Annotated in this window: 13 protein-coding genes and 1 tRNA gene; 10 read left to right on the plus strand and 4 right to left on the minus strand. The window is 73.5% G+C overall.

The genetic code is table 11. From position 1 onward, the window contains the following. Nucleotides 1-3: 3 nt before the first annotated feature. Complete coding sequence (locus tag RF640_RS17215; RefSeq protein WP_095651629.1) at nucleotides 4-1,524, minus strand: MmgE/PrpD family protein; 1,521 nt, start codon at nucleotides 1,522-1,524, stop codon at nucleotides 4-6. Between the two features lie 58 nt (nucleotides 1,525-1,582). Beyond that, nucleotides 1,583-2,260 (minus strand): GntR family transcriptional regulator, encoded by a 678-nt coding sequence (locus tag RF640_RS17220; protein ID WP_017834267.1) that lies wholly within the window; start codon nucleotides 2,258-2,260, stop codon nucleotides 1,583-1,585. Nucleotides 2,261-2,479: 219 nt separating this feature from the next. Between RF640_RS17220 and RF640_RS17225 the strand changes: the two genes are divergently transcribed. Then, nucleotides 2,480-4,435 (plus strand): AMP-binding protein, encoded by a 1,956-nt coding sequence (locus tag RF640_RS17225; RefSeq protein ID WP_109244428.1) that lies wholly within the window; start codon nucleotides 2,480-2,482, stop codon nucleotides 4,433-4,435. A 22-nt stretch (nucleotides 4,436-4,457) separates the two neighbouring features. Here the strand turns inward: RF640_RS17225 and RF640_RS17230 are convergent, their stop codons facing one another. Then, nucleotides 4,458-5,171 carry a response regulator gene (locus tag RF640_RS17230; protein ID WP_368828458.1) on the minus strand — a complete coding sequence of 238 codons (714 nt, stop codon included), beginning with the start codon at nucleotides 5,169-5,171 and terminating at the stop codon, nucleotides 4,458-4,460. After that, a complete protein-coding gene (locus RF640_RS17235) occupies nucleotides 5,168-6,799 on the minus strand; it encodes an ATP-binding protein (protein WP_368828459.1) in 1,632 nt (543 codons plus the stop codon). The genes RF640_RS17230 and RF640_RS17235 overlap by 4 nt, the downstream gene beginning before the upstream one ends. 170 nt (nucleotides 6,800-6,969) lie before the next feature. Here RF640_RS17235 and RF640_RS17240 point away from each other — a divergent pair, with 170 nt between their 5' ends. The 9 genes from RF640_RS17240 (at nucleotide 6,970) to RF640_RS17280 (ending at nucleotide 15,801) form a co-directional block, all read left to right on the plus strand. Then, entirely contained in the window at nucleotides 6,970-8,409 is a 1,440-nt protein-coding gene (locus RF640_RS17240) for a C4-dicarboxylate transporter DctA (RefSeq protein WP_017834263.1), read from the plus strand. 248 nt (nucleotides 8,410-8,657) lie between these two features. Beyond that, a complete protein-coding gene (locus tag RF640_RS17245) occupies nucleotides 8,658-9,551 on the plus strand; it encodes a ParA family protein (RefSeq protein WP_017833723.1) in 894 nt (297 codons plus the stop codon). After that, entirely contained in the window at nucleotides 9,551-10,435 is an 885-nt protein-coding gene (locus RF640_RS17250) for a ScpA family protein (RefSeq protein WP_368828460.1), read from the plus strand. The genes RF640_RS17245 and RF640_RS17250 overlap by 1 nt, the downstream gene beginning before the upstream one ends. Beyond that, nucleotides 10,432-11,046 carry an SMC-Scp complex subunit ScpB gene (scpB, locus tag RF640_RS17255; RefSeq protein ID WP_035924068.1) on the plus strand — a complete coding sequence of 205 codons (615 nt, stop codon included), beginning with the start codon at nucleotides 10,432-10,434 and terminating at the stop codon, nucleotides 11,044-11,046. The genes RF640_RS17250 and scpB overlap by 4 nt, the downstream gene beginning before the upstream one ends. A gap of 9 nt (nucleotides 11,047-11,055) precedes the next feature. Further along, complete coding sequence (locus tag RF640_RS17260; RefSeq protein WP_035924067.1) at nucleotides 11,056-12,147, plus strand: pseudouridine synthase; 1,092 nt, start codon at nucleotides 11,056-11,058, stop codon at nucleotides 12,145-12,147. 9 nt (nucleotides 12,148-12,156) lie between these two features. Beyond that, nucleotides 12,157-13,281 carry a prephenate dehydrogenase gene (locus RF640_RS17265; protein WP_017833719.1) on the plus strand — a complete coding sequence of 375 codons (1,125 nt, stop codon included), beginning with the start codon at nucleotides 12,157-12,159 and terminating at the stop codon, nucleotides 13,279-13,281. Next, nucleotides 13,263-14,015: a (d)CMP kinase gene (cmk, locus tag RF640_RS17270; protein ID WP_081615778.1), complete on the plus strand. Its 753-nt coding sequence runs from the start codon at nucleotides 13,263-13,265 to the stop codon at nucleotides 14,013-14,015. Before RF640_RS17265 ends, cmk begins: the two co-directional genes overlap by 19 nt. 73 nt (nucleotides 14,016-14,088) lie before the next feature. Next, nucleotides 14,089-15,648, plus strand: coding sequence for a ribosome biogenesis GTPase Der (der, locus tag RF640_RS17275; RefSeq protein ID WP_017833717.1), 1,560 nt, complete (start codon nucleotides 14,089-14,091; stop codon nucleotides 15,646-15,648). Nucleotides 15,649-15,727: 79 nt separating this feature from the next. Next, nucleotides 15,728-15,801, plus strand: a tRNA-Pro gene (locus RF640_RS17280). Nucleotides 15,802-15,875: the final 74 nt, after the last annotated feature.

Raw genomic sequence — 15,875 nt, forward strand, 5'->3', positions numbered from 1 at the left:
GGCTTAGAAGATTCCCTTCGTGCCGGTGCGCAGGGGATGCGAGGCGGTGACGTTGAGGGCGTCGAGCTCGCCGGCGCCCAGGGCCGGGAGGTTCTCGGCGGCGGCGATGAACCGGTCCAGCTCGTCGTCGGCGACGATCCCGGCGGCCAGCGTCCGCAGCTTGGTGACGTACTGCTCGCGGGCGAACGGGCGGGCGCCCAGCGGGTGGGCGTCGGCCACGGCGATCTCGTCGGTGATCACGGTGCCGTCGGTGAGGGTGATCTCCACCGACCCGCCGAAGGCCTTCTCGCTGATGTCCAGGGAGTGGTAGCGGCGGGTCCACTCGGGGTCCTCGGCGGTGGTCACCTTCTGCCACAGCTCGACGGTGTCCGGGCGTCCGGCGCGCTCCGGGGCGTAGGAGTCCACGTGGTGCCAGGTGCCGTCCTGCAGGGCCACGGTGAAGATGTAGGGGATCGAGTGGTCGAGGGTCTCCCGCGATGCGGTGGGGTCGTACTTCTGCGGGTCGTTGGCCCCGGAGCCGATGACGTAGTGGGTGTGGTGGCTGGTGCGGATCACCACCGAGGTCACGTTGTCGGGGTCCTTTGCCTCGGGGTGCTCGCGGTGCAGCTTGCGGGCCAGGTCGATCCAGGCCTGCGCCTGGTACTCCGCCGAGTGCTCCTTGGTGTAGGTGTCCAGGATTGCCGCCTTGGCCTCCCCGGGGGCCGGCAGCGGCACCTCGTAGGCCGCACCCGGGCCGTCCAGCAGCCAGGCGATGACCCCGTCCTCGCCCTCGTAGATGGGGGTGGGGGAGGTCTGCCCGCGCATGGCGCGGTCCACGGCCTCCACGGCCATCTTCCCGGCGAAGGCCGGGGCGTGGGCCTTCCAGGTGGAGATCTCGCCCTTGCGGGACTGGCGGGTGGCGGTGGTGGTGTGCAGTCCCTGGCCGATGGCGTGGAAGACCGTCTCCACGGGCAGGCCGAGCAGGGTGCCGATCCCGGCGGCCGCGGAGGGGCCGAGGTGGGCGACGTGGTCGATCTTGTGGGCGTGCAGGCAGATCGCCTTCACGAGGTCCACCTGCAGCTCGTAGCCGGTGGCGATGCCGCGGACCAGGTCGTGGCCGGTGGCCCCCACGTGCTGGGCCACGGCCAGGATCGGGGGGATGTTGTCGCCGGGGTGGGAGTACTCGGCGGCCAGGAAGGTGTCGTGGTAGTCGAGCTCGCGCACGGCCACGCCGTTGGCCCACGCCGCCCACTCGGGGGAGACCTTGCGGGTGGCGGTGTCCACGCCGTAGAGGCCCGAGCCCGTGCCGCCCGGGGTGGGCGCGTGGGCCAGGGCCTGGTCCCGGGCGGAGACGATCGGGTCGCGGTTGAGGGAGGCGATCGCGACCGAGGCGTTGTCCAGGACCCGGTTGATCACCATCTCCGTCACCTCGGGGGTGACCTCGACCGGGTCGGCGGCGACCTCGGCCATCTTCCAGGCCAGCTGCTCCTCGCGGGGCAGGTTGTCCTTGGACGGGTGGACGCGCACGGAATGGAGAACGGTCATGGGAGTTCCTCTCGTGGGGACGGACGACCGCCGGCGGCGGTCGATGGGGTGTCCGCGCTCAGCCGGCGGCCTCGAGCGGGGGAGCGGGCTGGACCCACTCCCGGACAGGGGTGGTCAGGACGGCCTGCAGCGAGTTGGCCAGGTGCACACGGGTCGCCGCCTCGGCGAGCTCCTCGGAGCCCTCCGCGACGGCGCGGGCGATCTGGGCGTGCTCGGCGGCGGCGCGCGCGAGCCGGTCGGGGTTGGTGCGGGAGAGCTTGCGCACCCGGGCCAGGTGCAGGCGCAGGGAGCGCTGGGCCGCGGTGAGGTACGGATTGGCCGTGGCCTCGTCGATGGCCCGGTCCATGCGCTCCACGAGGTCGTAGTACCCGGCCCGGTCCGTGCCCGGCCCGTGGAGCTGGGCCACGACCGCCTCGAGCTCGGCGGCCAGCTCCTGGAACGCGACGGGGTCGCGGCGCCGGGCGGCCAGCCGGGCCGCCCGGCAGTCGAGGGCCTCCCGCAGCTCGAACAGGGCGCGGACGTCCTCGAGGGAGACCTGGGAGACCACGACGCCGCGGCCCCGGTGCGCCTCCGCGAGACCGTCGGCGGTGAGCCGGCTGAGGGCCTCGCGGATCGGCGTGCGCGAGATGCCGAAGCGCTCCGACTGCTCGACCTCGCCGAGCACCTGGCCCGGGAGCAGCCGCCATTCGACGATGTCCTCGCGCAGGGCCTCGTAGGCGCGGTCGCTGGCTCGCACGGCTCCCTCCTCGCTCTTGTCGCCCGCGACGGGGAGTGCGCCACGGACTCTGGGTGACAGGCATCACAATGCACGAGTATTGTATACACAGTTCGGTACGAATGACGAGGGATTTGGTCCGGATCGGCTCGATCGTGCATCTGTGTATACAGAGGTCTTGTCGTGTGTGACCTGCACCACTAGGGTGTCCGGCAGGACCGCAACCCCTGGGAGGGACCCATGAGCACCGACCACCGAACACCGCCGCCGGCCGAGGGCTACGCGGAGGTCTACCGCCGCAGCGTGCAGGACCCGGAGGGGTTCTGGCTCGACGCCGCCCGCGCCGTGGACTGGGTGCGCGAGCCCACCACCGCCCTCGACGACACCGCAGCCCCGCTCTACCGCTGGTTCCCCGACGGCGAGCTCAACACCTCCTACAACGCCCTCGACCGACATGTGGAGGCCGGTCACGGCGAGCGCACCGCGCTCGTCTACGACTCCGCGGTGCTGGGGGTCCAGGAGCGGTTCAGCTACGCGCGCCTGCGGGACGACGTCGCCCTGTTCGCCGGGGCGCTCGCCGCCCGGGGGGTGGGCAAGGGCGACCGGGTGCTCGTCTACCTGCCGATGATCCCGCAGGCCGTCGTGGCAATGCTCGCCTGCGCCCGGCTGGGCGCGGTGCACTCGGTGGTCTTCGGCGGGTTCGCCCCGAAGGAGCTCGCCTCCCGCATCGACGACTCCCGGCCGGTCGTGGTGGTGACCACGACCGGCGGGGTGGAGCCGAGGCGGCGGATCGAGTACATCCCGGCCATCGAGGAGGCCCTGCGGCTCGCCGAGCACGCCCCCGGGACGGTGCTGGTGCACGAGCGCCCGGGGTTCGAGACGACGCTCGAGGACGCCCGGGGCCGGGCCGGGGCCGGCGGGCAGCCGACCGTCGAGTGGCTCGACTGGGCGGAGGCCGTCGAGGGCGCCGAGCCGGCGGCGCCCGTCCCGGTCGCGGCCACCGACCCGCTCTACGTCCTGTACACCTCCGGGACCACCGGGACCCCCAAGGGCGTGGTCCGCGACAACGGCGGGCACGCCGTGGCCCTGACGTGGTCCATGCGCCACATCTACGACGTCGGCCCCGGCGAGGTGATGTGGACCGCGTCCGACGTCGGCTGGGTGGTGGGCCACTCCTACATCGTCTACGGCCCGCTCCTGGCCGGCGCCACGACCGTGCTCTACGAGGGCAAGCCCGTGGGCACCCCGGACGCCGGGGCGTTCTGGCAGCGTGTCGAGGACCACGGCGTCAAGGTGCTGTTCACGGCGCCCACGGCCCTGCGGGCCATCCGCCGGGCGGATCCCGAGGGCGAGCTGGTGCGCCGGCACGACATCGGCTCCCTGCGGGCCCTGTTCGTGGCGGGGGAGCGGCTCGACCCGGAGACGTACCACTGGGCCGCCCGGGTGCTGGGCGTCCCGGTCGTCGACCACTGGTGGCAGACGGAGACGGGGTGGGCCATCTGCGCCAACCCCTTCGGGATCGAGCGGCTGCCCCTGAAGGCCGGCTCGCCGTCCGTGCCGGTGCCGGGCTACCGGGTGGAGATCCTGGACCCGCTGGGCCGGCCGGTGGAGACCGGCGAGGAGGGCAACATCGCCCTGCGCCTCCCGCTGCCGCCGGGCACGCTCCCCACGCTGTGGGGCGACGACCAGCGGTTCGTGGACTCCTACCTCAGCGCGTTCCCCGGCTACTACGCCACGGGTGACTCCGGCCACGTGGACGAGGACGGCTACGTCTACGTCATGGGGCGCACCGACGACGTCATCAACGTCTCCGGGCACCGCCTGTCCACCGGGGCCATGGAGCAGGTCCTCGCCTCCCACCCGGCGGTGGCCGAGTGCGCCGTGATCGGGGTGGGGGACCCGCTGAAGGGCCAGCGGCCGTCCGGGTACGTGGTGCTCAAGACCGGTGCCGACGTCCCGCCGGAGCAGCTCCGGGAGGAGCTCGTGGCGCTCGTGCGCCGGCAGATCGGGGCGGTGGCGGACTTCAAGGACGTGGCCGTGGTGGAGGGGCTCCCCAAGACCCGCTCGGGGAAGATCCTGCGCAAGACCATGCGGCAGATGGCCGACGGCGAGGACTACACCGTGCCCTCGACGATCGAGGACGCCTCCGTGCTGGAGGCCCTCGAGGGCGTGCTGCGCCCGCCGAGCGGTTCGTGACGCTCCGGCGCACGGCACGGGGTCAGCGGCCGGGGGAGACGTCCTGCCCGGCCCAGCCGTACTCGAGCTCGGGCCGCCCGGGGGTGCCGTGGCGCGGGCGGCGCTGCACGAGGCCCCGGGCCGTCAGGTGCTCGAGGTAGCGCCGCGCCGTGACCCGGGACAGCGTGCTGCGCTCGGCGACCTCACCGGCCGAGAGCCACTCCCCGCCCCGGATCAGCGCGGTGACGGACTCGAGGGTGTGCGGGGACAGGCCCTTGGGCGCGTCCGGGCGGGTGGGCGCGCCCAGGGCCGCGAACGCGCGGTCCACCTCCGCCTGGCCCACCGTCCCGGCCGCGCCCAGGGCGGAGCGGTAGCGCCGGTAGGCGTCGAGCTTCTCCTCGAACACGGCGTAGGTGAAGGGCTTGATGAGGTAGCCGACCACGCCCAGGGTGCTCGCGGCCCGGACGGTCGCCACGTCCCGGTGCGCCGTGATCACCAGCAGGTCCACCGTCTCGCCGCGGGCGCGCAGGGTCCGTGCCACGTCGAGACCGGACATGTCCGGCAGGTTCACGTCCAGCAGCACCAGGTCCACGGGTCGCCCCGCCCGCCGGGCGGCCTGCACGGCCTGCACGGCCGTCCGCCCGGACACGGCGGTGGCGGCCGCCTCGAAGCCCGGTGAGCGCTCGACGTACTGGGCGTGGGCGGCGGCGGTGAGCGGCTCGTCGTCGACGACCAGGACGCGGACCGGCGCGCTCACGGGGCCCGCCCCGCCGCGGCGTCGCGGGCCACCGGGACGGTCACCGTGAACACGGCCCCGCCGTCGTTGCGGTGCTCGATCCGCGCGCCCCACCGCTCGACGACCTCCCGCACCAGGTGCAGGCCCACGCCGCGGCCCTCCGGGCCGGCCGGCTTCGTGGTGACGCCGAGCTCGAACACCTCCCGGGCGAGGTCGTCGGGGACCCCCATCCCGGTGTCGGCGACGGTGATCACGACCGCGTCCCGGGCAGGGTCCGCGGCGTCGGGCGCCCGGGCGATCTCGACCTCGACGACCGGGCGGACCCGGTCGGCGTTGGCCGCGGCGGCCTCGACGGCGTTGTCGACGAGGTTGCCGACGAGGGTCACGAGGTCGGCGGGGGAGACGGGGATCCGGGGCGCGTCCGGGTCGACGACGACCTCCAGCTCCACGCCGCGCTCGTGGGCCGCGGCGGTCTTGCCGACCAGCAGGGCCGCGAGGAACGGGTCGTCGAGGTGGGCGAGGAGGTCGTCGGACAGCACCCGGGTGCGCACCATGTCCGCCGAGGCGAAGCCGAGGGCCTCCTCGTCCCGGCCCAGCTCCAGCAGGGAGACGACCGTGTGCATGCGGTTGGCGTGCTCGTGGGTCTGGGCCCGCAACGCCCCGGCCAGCGCCGCGGTGGCGCGCAGCTGTCCCGAGAGCCGCGAGATCTCGGTGTGGTCCCGCAGGATCACGATCGTGCCGCGCCCCGCGAGCGCTCCGCGGGCCGGGAGGGCCGAGACGATGAGGGTGCGCTCCCCGACCACGAACCACTGCTCCTGCACGGGCGCGCCGGCGCGCAGGAGGACCGCCAGCGCGTGCGGCAGGTCCAGGTCCGCGACGGGGAGCGCTTCGTGCCGGGCCGGTCCCGGGGCCGCCGGCGCCCGGACCCCGAGCAGCTCCCGCGCCCGGGCGTTGAGCACCTGCACCGCGCCGGTCGTGTCCACGAGCAGGAGGCCCTCCGTGGCCTCGTTGAGCACGGCGTCGTGCAGCGCGTGCACCTGGGCGAGCTCCTCCGGCCCCCAGCCGTGGGTGACCCGGCCCAGGTACCGGGAGCCGAGGGCCGCGACCGTCGCCGACGCGGCCAGCAGCAGCAGCCCGACGAGGAGCACCGCCGGCAGCTGGGCGAGCGCCTGCTGCGAGACGGCCTCGAGGAGGACACCGGTGGCCACGAGCGCCACGACCGTGCCGTCCCCGTCCCGGACCGGGGCGATCGTGCGCACGGAGGGGCCGAGGTTGCCGCGCTCCGTGCTGGTCCAGGTCTGCCCGGCGAGCGCGTGCGAGCGGTCCCCGCGGTAGGCCTCGCCGACCGAGGAGGGCAGGGGGTGCGTCCAGCGGGTGCCGTCCGGGGCCATGATCGTGACGAAGTCGAGGTCCGTGTCCGCGAGCAGCCGGTCCGTGAGCGGCTGCAGCACGGCGTGCGGGTCCGGCCCGCCCACCGCCTCGAGCACGTACGGGTCGTCCGCGAGGGCCGTGGCGAGGACCCGGGTCACCGCCTCGGCGCGCTCCACGACCGCGCCGCGCTCGTGGGCGAACAGGACCAGGGAGACGGCGAGGGTCACCAGCGCGACGACGGCGAGCTGCATCAGGAAGAAGCGCCGGGCCAGGGACATGTCCGCTCCTTGATCTCCCGGTCGTCCCTCCCTCTCTTGTGGTGGGCGTCACGACCATTATGACCACAACACGACAGGGCGCCGGGCCGCGGTGAGACTCGTCACATCGGCCCGATCCCGGGTCCCGCGCTCCACCCCACCGCGCTACCCACCCGAACCGGAGGACAAGCATGGCCACCGTCGCCACGGACCCCGTCGACCCGCAGCCGCCCGCCCAGAAGCAGAAGAAGGACAGGACGCACTACCTGTACGTCTTCGTGATCGTCGCCGTCGTCGCCGGCGCCGTCCTGGGCCTCCTGGCCCCCGAGTTCGCCCAGACGCTCAAGCCGGTCGGCACCGCGTTCATCGCCCTGATCAAGATGATGATCGCCCCCATCATCTTCTGCACGATCGTCCTGGGCGTCGGCTCCATCGCCAAGGCGGCGACCGTCGGCAAGGTCGGCGGCCTGGCCCTGGCCTACTTCATGGCGATGTCCACCATGGCACTGGGCATCGGCCTGGTGGTGGGCAACCTCATCCACCCGGGCGAGGGCCTGAACATCCAGGGCTCGGAGTACGAGGTCACGGACGCGGGCCACGGCGACGGGGAGGGTGGAACCATCGGGTTCCTGCTCGGCATCATCCCCACGTCCCTGCTGTCCTCCCTGACCGAGGGCAACATCCTGCAGACCCTGTTCGTGGCGCTCATCGTGGGCTTCGCGCTGCAGCAGATGGGCCCGGCCGGCAAGCCCGTGCTCAAGGCCGTCGGCTACGTCCAGGCCCTGGTCTTCCGGATCCTGATCATGGTCATGTGGGTCGCCCCCATCGGGGCGTTCGGCGCGATCGCCGGTGTGGTCGGCGAGACCGGCGTCCAGGCCATCGTCTCGATGGCCACCCTGATGATCGCCTTTTACCTCACCTGCGTCCTGTTCATCGTGGTGGTCCTGGGCGGGCTCCTGAAGGCGGTCACGGGGATCAACATCTTCCGGCTCATGAAGTACCTGGGCCGCGAGTACCTGCTGATCTTCTCGACCTCATCCTCCGAGGCGGCCCTGCCCCGGCTCATCGCCAAGATGGAGCACGTGGGCGTCTCCAAGCCCGTGGTCGGCGTCACGGTCCCGACCGGATACTCCTTCAACCTGGACGGCACCGCCATCTACCTGACCATGGCCGCCCTGTTCGTCGCCTCCGCGATGGGCAGCCCGCTGGCCATCGGCGAGCAGATCTCCCTCCTGGTGTTCATGATCATCGCCTCGAAGGGCGCCGCCGGGGTCACCGGCGCCGGCCTGGCCACCCTGGCGGGCGGCCTGCAGTCCCACCGCCCCGACCTGGTCGACGGGGTCGGCATCATCGTCGGCATCGACCGCTTCATGTCCGAGGCCCGCGCCCTGACCAACTTCACCGGCAACGCCGTGGCCACCCTGCTGATCGGCAAGTGGACCCGCGAGATCGACCTCGTCCAGGTGGAGCGCGTGCTCTCCGGCCAGGACCGGTTCGACGAGTCCACCATGGCCGCCCACTCGCACGGCACCGCCGAGGACCGGCCCGCCGCCGAGACCGCTCCCGGGGCCCGGGTGGAGGACTCCGTCGCGGAGAAGCTCGAGGCCGCGGCCGGCGCCGGAGCGCGCTGACCCGTCCCCGCACCGGGACCCGTGTCCGGCCCGCGCCCGCCGCGCCCCCGAGGGGGCGCGGCGGGCGCGGGCCGTCGTCGTCCGCCGGCTCCACCGTGCCCGGGAATTCGGGGCCGCCCGGCGGCGGCGGTACCCTGGTAGCTGATCGAGTCCAGGAAAACCCCAGGTCGGCCCGTCCGGCCCGGGCCACCCCGTGCCCGGGGCCGGTCCGCCCGAGCGCGACCACGAACGAAAGAGCGGTGCCACGAGTGAGCCAGCAGAGCGACGAGAGGAACCCCGGCACGGGCGAGGCCGGGACGGGAACCGTCGGCCTGACCGGCCGTCCCGCCCGCGACTTCCCCGAGCCGCCCGAGCTCTCCACCCACGGGCCCGCCCGGATCATCGCGATGGTCAACCAGAAGGGCGGGGTCGGGAAGACCACCTCGACCATCAACCTCGGCGCGGCGCTCGCCGAGCTGGGGCGCAAGGTCCTGCTCGTCGACTTCGATCCGCAGGGCGCCCTCTCCGCCGGCCTCGGCGCCAACCCGCACGAGCTGGAGCTGACGGTCTACAACGTCATGATGGACCGCTCCGTGGACGTCTGGGACGTGGTCCAGGAGACCGACGTCGAGGGCGTCGACCTGCTCCCCGCGAACATCGACCTCTCCGCGGCGGAGGTGCAGCTCGTCACCGAGGTGGCCCGCGAGCAGGTGCTGGCCAGTGCCCTGCGCAAGCTCGAGGAGCACTACGACGTCATCATCATCGACTGCCAGCCCTCGCTGGGGCTGCTGACGGTCAACGCGCTGACCGCCGCGCACGGGGTGGTCATCCCGCTCATCGCGGAGTTCTTCGCCCTGCGCGCCGTGGCGCTGCTCGTGGACTCCATCGAGAAGGTCCAGGACCGGCTCAACCCCCGCCTGCAGATCGACGGGGTGCTCGCCACGATGTTCGACTCCCGGACCCTGCACTCCCGCGAGGTCATGGCCCGGATCGTGGACGCCTTCGGCGACAAGGTCTTCGACACCGTCATCAAGCGCACCGTGAAGTTCCCGGACGCCACGGTGGCCGCCGAGCCCATCCTCTCCTTCGCCACGGCCCACCAGGGCGCCGAGTCCTACCGTCAGCTGGCGCGGGAGCTCATCTCGCGCGGCGGCGCACCCTGATGCACCCCGAGGAGCCGCCGGTCCCCGAGGGTCCCGGCGGCTTCGCGGTGCAGCTGGAGGACTTCGCGGGGCCCTTCGAGGTGCTGCTCTCCCTGATCGCCAAGCACGAGCTGGACATCACCCGGATCGCGCTGGCCACCGTCACGGACGAGTTCCTCCAGTACGTGCGCGCCCTGCACGAGATCGGCTCGACCCGCGCCCTCGACGAGGCCAGCGAGTTCCTCGTGGTCGCCGCGACGCTCCTGGACCTCAAGGCCGCCCGGCTGCTGCCGCGTGGGGAGGTCGAGGACGAGGAGGACGTGGCCCTGCTGGAGGCACGGGACCTGCTCTTCGCCCGGCTGCTGCAGTACAAGGCGTTCAAGGAGGTGGCCGTGCTGCTCGACGAGCGGATGCGGGCCGAGTCCACCCGCCTGCCCCGGTCGGTGCCGCTGGACCCGGACGTGGCGGCCGTGCTGCCCGAGCTCGACTGGCGGACCACGCCGGAGCAGTTCGCCGCGATCGCCCGCTCCGTCTTCGTGCCCCGCCCCGGGGCGCCCGCGGAGGTCGGGGTGGACCACCTGCACGGGGCCGCCGTGACGGTCCGGGACGAGGCGGAGATCCTCGCCGGGCTGCTCGAGGACGGAGCCCCGCGCTCCTTCCGGGTGCTCGTCGCGGACGCCGGGTCCACCCTCGCGGTGGTCGTGCGGTTCCTGGCGCTGCTCGAGATGTACCGGGACGCGGTGCTCGAGCTCGCCCAGGAGCAGCCGCTGGGGGAGCTGACGGTCCGCTGGACCGGGGCGGGCACCGGGTGGACCGCCGACCGGCTGTCCGAGGACGCCGCGGGCCAGGCGGCCGTCGTCGCGGCCCCGGACGGGGTCCCGGCCGCCTCGGGGGCCCCGGCGTGAGCCCCGCGGCCGAGGGCGGGCCGGACCTCGAGGCGCTGCCCGGCGGCGTGCGGGCCGCCGTCGAAGCGATCCTGATGGTGGCCGACGAGCCCGTCAGCGAGTACGAGATCGCCGCCGCCCTCGTGGTCCCGGTCGCCTCCGTGCAGCGGGTCCTCGACCGGCTCCGCGCGGAGTACGACGGCGTCGCCGCCGATCCGGGGTATGATGGGACGTTGGCGCCGCGCGGGTTCGAGCTGCGCAGCACCGGTGCCGGCTGGCGGATCCACTCGCGCAGCGAGTTCGCCCCCGTCGTCTCCGCGTTCGTCGCGGAGGGACAGACCGCCCGGTTGTCGCAGGCGGCCCTGGAGACCCTGGCCGTCGTGGCCTACCGCCAGCCCGTGAGCCGGGGACGCATCTCCGCGATCCGCGGGGTCAACGTCGACGGCGTCGTCCGCACGCTCGTGCAGCGAGGCCTGATCCGCGAGCTCGAGCGGGACGGCGAGTCCGGCGCCGTGCTCTACGGCACCACCACGTTCTTCCTGGAGAAGATGGGCATCGGCTCGCTCGACGAGCTCCCCGACATCGCCCCTCATCTGCCGGGCATCGACCAGATCGACCACTACGAGGACTGAGACACCACCATGGCCACTTCACGTTCATCATCCGGCCGCCCCGGGCCCGGCGGCCGCCGCGCCCCCGGCTCCCAGGGCGGCCAGAAGCCCCGCACCGGCCAGGGCGGCACGTCGTTCCAGGGCGGGAAGGGCGCTCCTGGCCGCGGCCCCGCCAAGGGTGGCGCAGCCAAGAGTGGCGCAGCCAAGGGGGGCGCCGGCAAGGGTGGCGCAGCCAAGGGCGGGTCCTCGACGGGCACCGGTCAGGACCGCGGGCCCCGCCCGTTCGCGTCCTCCGAGAAGAGCTCCCGGCGGATGCCCGCCACCCCGTACCGCCCGCCGCACCGGAAGCGCCGCCCCAAGAACCCGCCCGTGGACCGGCTCGACCAGCACGACCCGGACGGGGTGCGCCTGCAGAAGCTCATGGCCCAGGCCGGCGTGGCCTCGCGGCGCGTGTGCGAGGAGATGATCGAGGCCGGCCGCGTGCAGGTCAACGGGGAGACCATCACCGAGCTCGGCATCCGCGTGGACCCGGACACCGTCGAGATCCACGTCGACGGCGTCCGCGTGCAGCTCGACGAGAACCTCGTCTACTACGCCTTCAACAAGCCCGAGGGGGTGCTCTCCACCATGGAGGACCCCGAGGGCCGGCCGTGCGTGGCCGACTACCTCAACCAGCAGAAGAACGAGCGCGTCTTCCACGTGGGCCGCCTCGACGTCGAGACCGAGGGCCTCCTGCTGCTGACCAACGACGGCGAGCTGACCAACCGGCTCACCCACCCCTCCTACGAGGTCCCCAAGACCTACCTCGTGCAGGTCCGCGGGCCCATGGAGAAGGGCGTCGGCGCGGCCATGAAGGCCGGCATCGAGCTCGAGGACGGCATCGCCTCCGTCGACTCCTTCCGTCTCGTGGACTCCACCCCCGGCCACCTGCTCGTCGAGGTCGTCCTGCACTCCGGGCGCAACCGCATCGTGCGCCGGCTCTTCGACGCCGTGGGCCACCCCGTCGAGAAGCTCGTGCGCACCGAGGTCGGCCCCATCCGGATCGGGGACCAGCGCCAGGGCACCATCCGCCGCCTGTCGAAGACCGAGGTCGGGCACCTCCTCGCCTCGGTGGGCATGTAGGGAGCGCCCGTGACGCAGACCCCCACCGCACCGCCGACCCCCGCGGCGACCGCCGGGCCCGTGCTCGTGGTCGGCGCCGGCCTGCTCGGCGCCAGCATCGGCCTGGGCCTGCGCCACCTCGGCGTGGACGTCTGGCTGCAGGACTCCTCGCCCACCGCCGAGGCCGTGGCCCAGGACATCGGCGCCGGCCGCTCCTGCCGCGCGGCGGGGCAGGACCGGGTGCCGGAGCCGGCCCTCGTCGTCGTCGCCACCCCGCCCGACGTCACCGCCGAGACCGTGGTCGAGGCGCTGGGACGCCACCCGGAGGCGGTCGTCCTCGACATCGCCTCCGTGAAGGAGTCCGTGCTGGAGGACGTGCGCGCCCGGGGCGGGGACCTCACCCGCTACGTGGGCACCCACCCCATGGCCGGGCGGGAGAAGTCCGGCCCCGTGGCCGCCCGCGGCGAGCTGTTCACGTCCATGCCCTGGGTCGTGTGCGACTCCGGCCGCTCCGCGCCCGCGGCGCTCGCCGCGGCGAAGAACCTGGCCGTGGACCTCGGGGCGACGGTCACGTTCATGGACGCCCGCGAGCACGACGCGACCGTGGCGCTGATCTCCCACCTGCCGCAGGTGATGTCCTCCCTGCTGGCCTCCCGGCTGCAGGACACCCCGCTGCACCACCTGTCCCTCGCGGGCCAGGGGCTGCGGGACACCACCCGCATCGCCGCCTCCGACCCGGGCCTGTGGGTGCAGATCCTCTCCGCGAACGCCGCTCCCGTGGTGGCGTCCCTGCACGGGGTGCGCGAGGACCTCGACCGGCTCATCGCCACGCTCGAGGCCCCGCGCGCCCCGGGCGCCCGGCTGGACATCGCCCAGCTGATGTCGGAGGGCAACGCCGGCCGGGCCCGGATCCCGGGCAAGCACGGCGGCGCGCCCCGCGCGTTCGCGACCCTCACCGTGCTCGTCGGGGACGTCCCCGGGCAGATCGCCCGGCTGCTCACCGAGATCGGGGAGATCGGCGTCAACCTCGAGGACCTGCGCCTCGAGCACTCCCCGGGCCAGCCCGTGGGCCTCGTGGAGGTCTCCGTGCTGCCCAACCGCCGCAAGGAACTCGTCGAGGCGCTCCAGGAGCGCGGATGGAAGGTCGTGCAGTGAACACCGGAACGAACACCGCCCGCAGCGCAGCACCCGGCACCGGGACGCCGGCCGCCGCCGGCCGGCAGCTGGTCGTCGCCATCGACGGGCCCTCCGGCTCCGGCAAGTCCAGCGTGTCCAAGGAGGTCGCCCGCCGCTTCGGCCTCGCCTACCTGGACACGGGCGCGATGTACCGCGCGCTGACGTGGTGGTGCCTCGACCGCGGGGTGGACCTCTACGACGGCGGCGCCGTGGTCGAGGCCGCCCGCTCCTTCCCGCTCGCCCAGGGCACCGACCCCGACCGGGAGCTGGTGTTCGTGGGCGGGACCGACGTGGGCGTCGAGATCCGCGGCGCCCGGGTGACCGAGGCGGTCAGCGCCGTGGCCACCAACCAGGCCGCGCGGGCGGTGCTGGTGGCCCGCCAGCAGGAGCTCATCGCGGACAGCGGCCGGCGGATCGTGGCCGAGGGCCGGGACACCACCACCGTGGTGGCCCCCGACGCCGACGCCCGGATCCTGCTCACCGCCGACGAACGGGCCCGGATGGCCCGGCGCGGCCTGCAGAACGGCGGCGTCGAGGACGCCGAGCAGCTGCGGGCCCGGGTCGTGGGCCGGGACGCCAAGGACGCGACGGTCGTGAACTTCACCGAGGCCGCCGACGGCGTCGTGACGATCGACTCCTCCGAGCTCACCGTGGAGCAGACCGTCCAGGCCGTCATCGACGTGGTCGTCCGCGCCGCGGGCCGCTCCGCCTGAACCGATCCGCCCCGCACCCCCCGACATTTTTCCGCACCCCGACCGGCCGCACCCGGCCCAGCGAAGGACAGCCATGACCGGCAACCCCGAGAACTCCGCGCACGACACCGCCCACGACCCCTACGAGGCCGAGATCCTCGGCGGCACCACGGACGACGTCGCCCAGCGGCTCGCGGCCATCGACGACGACGAGGCCGAGCAGCGCGCGCAGGCGCTGCGGGCCGGGCTCGAGGACTACGAGCTCGACGAGGAGGACGCCGCGCTGCTCGCCGAGTGGGCGGAGGACGGGGACCAGGCCCCCGTGCGCCGGCCCGCCCCGGTGCTCGCCATCGTGGGCCGCCCCAACGTCGGCAAGTCGACCCTCGTCAACCGCATCCTCGGCCGGCGCGAGGCCGTCGTGGAGGACACCCCGGGCGTGACCCGGGACCGCGTCTCCTACCGGGCCACCTGGAACGGGCGCAACTTCACCCTCGTGGACACCGGCGGGTGGGAGTACGACGCCAAGGGCATCAACGCCCGCGTCGCCGAGCAGGCCGAGATGGCCGTGGAGTTCGCCGACGCCGTGCTGCTCGTGCTCGACGCCACCGTGGGCGTCACCGCCGCGGACGAGGCCATCGTGAAGATGCTGCGCAAGGTCCGGAAGCCGGTGATCCTGGTCGCCAACAAGGTGGACTCCCCGCAGCTCGAGGTCGAGGCCACCTACCTGTGGTCCCTCGGCATGGGGGAGCCGCACCCGGTGTCCGCCCTGCACGGGCGCGGCGCCGCCGACGTCCTCGACGCGGTCACGGACCTGCTGCCGGAGTTCTCCGCCGTGGCCGAGACCGAGCTGACCGGCGGGCCCCGCCGCGTGGCGCTCATCGGGCGCCCGAACGTGGGCAAGTCCTCGCTGCTCAACAAGCTGGCCGGCTCCGAGCGCGTCGTCGTGGACCCCCTGGCCGGGACCACCCGCGACCCCGTGGACGAGCTCATCGAGCTGGGCGGCAAGCCCTGGCGCTTCATCGACACCGCGGGCATCCGCCGCCGCGTGCACATGGCCCAGGGCGCGGACTTCTACGCGTCCCTGCGCACCCAGGCCGCCCTCGAGCGCGCCGAGGTGGCCGTGGTGCTGCTGGCCGCGGACGAGGTGCTCTCCGAGCAGGACGTCCGCATCCTGCAGCTGGCCGTGGACTCCGGGCGCGCCCTCGTGCTCGCCTTCAACAAGTGGGACCTCATGGACGAGGACCGCCGCTACTACCTGGAGCGGGAGATCGACCGCGACCTCGCGCACGTGGCCTGGGCGCCGCGGGTGAACGTCTCGGCGAAGACCGGCTGGCACAAGGACCGGCTGGTCCCCGCCCTGGAGACCGCCCTGGCCTCGTGGGACACCCGCGTCCCCACCGGGCGGCTCAACGCGTTCCTCGGCGAGATCGTGGCCGCCCACCCGCACCCCGTGCGCGGCGGCAAGCAGCCGCGCATCCTCTTCGGCACCCAGGCCTCCTCCCGGCCGCCGCGCTTCGTGCTGTTCACCACCGGTTTCCTCGACCCCGGGTACCGGCGGTTCATCACCCGCCGCCTCCGCGAGACCTTCGGTTTCGAGGGCACCCCCATCGAGGTGTCCATGCGCGTGCGGGAGAAGCGGAACCGGAAGCGCTGAGGCGCCCGCCGAGATGAATTCCGCCGGAGCTTGCTGTAATGTGATGCGAGTGCTCGGGGCGGGAACGTACTGAGCACTTCGGGCTGTGGCGCAGCTTGGTAGCGCACTTGACTGGGGGTCAAGGGGTCGCAGGTTCAAATCCTGTCAGCCCGACGATGTGATGTCTCAGGACATCGGCAAGGCCCGAACCCACGGATGTGGGTTCGGGCCTTTTGTCATGCCTGGGG

Source organism: Kocuria sp. CPCC 205231 (assembly GCF_040980965.1).
GTDB classification, from domain to species: Bacteria; Actinomycetota; Actinomycetes; order Actinomycetales; family Micrococcaceae; genus Kocuria; species Kocuria rosea.

Coding starts and splice junctions, on each gene's coding strand:
- RF640_RS17215 (WP_095651629.1), bottom strand. CDS start 1,524: ATGACCGTTCTCCATTCCGTGCGCGTCCACCCGTCCAAGGACAACCTG.
- RF640_RS17250 (WP_368828460.1), top strand. CDS start 9,551: ATGCACCCCGAGGAGCCGCCGGTCCCCGAGGGTCCCGGCGGCTTCGCG.
- der (WP_017833717.1), top strand. CDS start 14,089: ATGACCGGCAACCCCGAGAACTCCGCGCACGACACCGCCCACGACCCC.
- cmk (WP_081615778.1), top strand. CDS start 13,263: ATGGAAGGTCGTGCAGTGAACACCGGAACGAACACCGCCCGCAGCGCA.
- RF640_RS17260 (WP_035924067.1), top strand. CDS start 11,056: ATGGCCACTTCACGTTCATCATCCGGCCGCCCCGGGCCCGGCGGCCGC.
- RF640_RS17240 (WP_017834263.1), top strand. CDS start 6,970: ATGGCCACCGTCGCCACGGACCCCGTCGACCCGCAGCCGCCCGCCCAG.
- RF640_RS17235 (WP_368828459.1), bottom strand. CDS start 6,799: ATGTCCCTGGCCCGGCGCTTCTTCCTGATGCAGCTCGCCGTCGTCGCG.
- RF640_RS17225 (WP_109244428.1), top strand. CDS start 2,480: ATGAGCACCGACCACCGAACACCGCCGCCGGCCGAGGGCTACGCGGAG.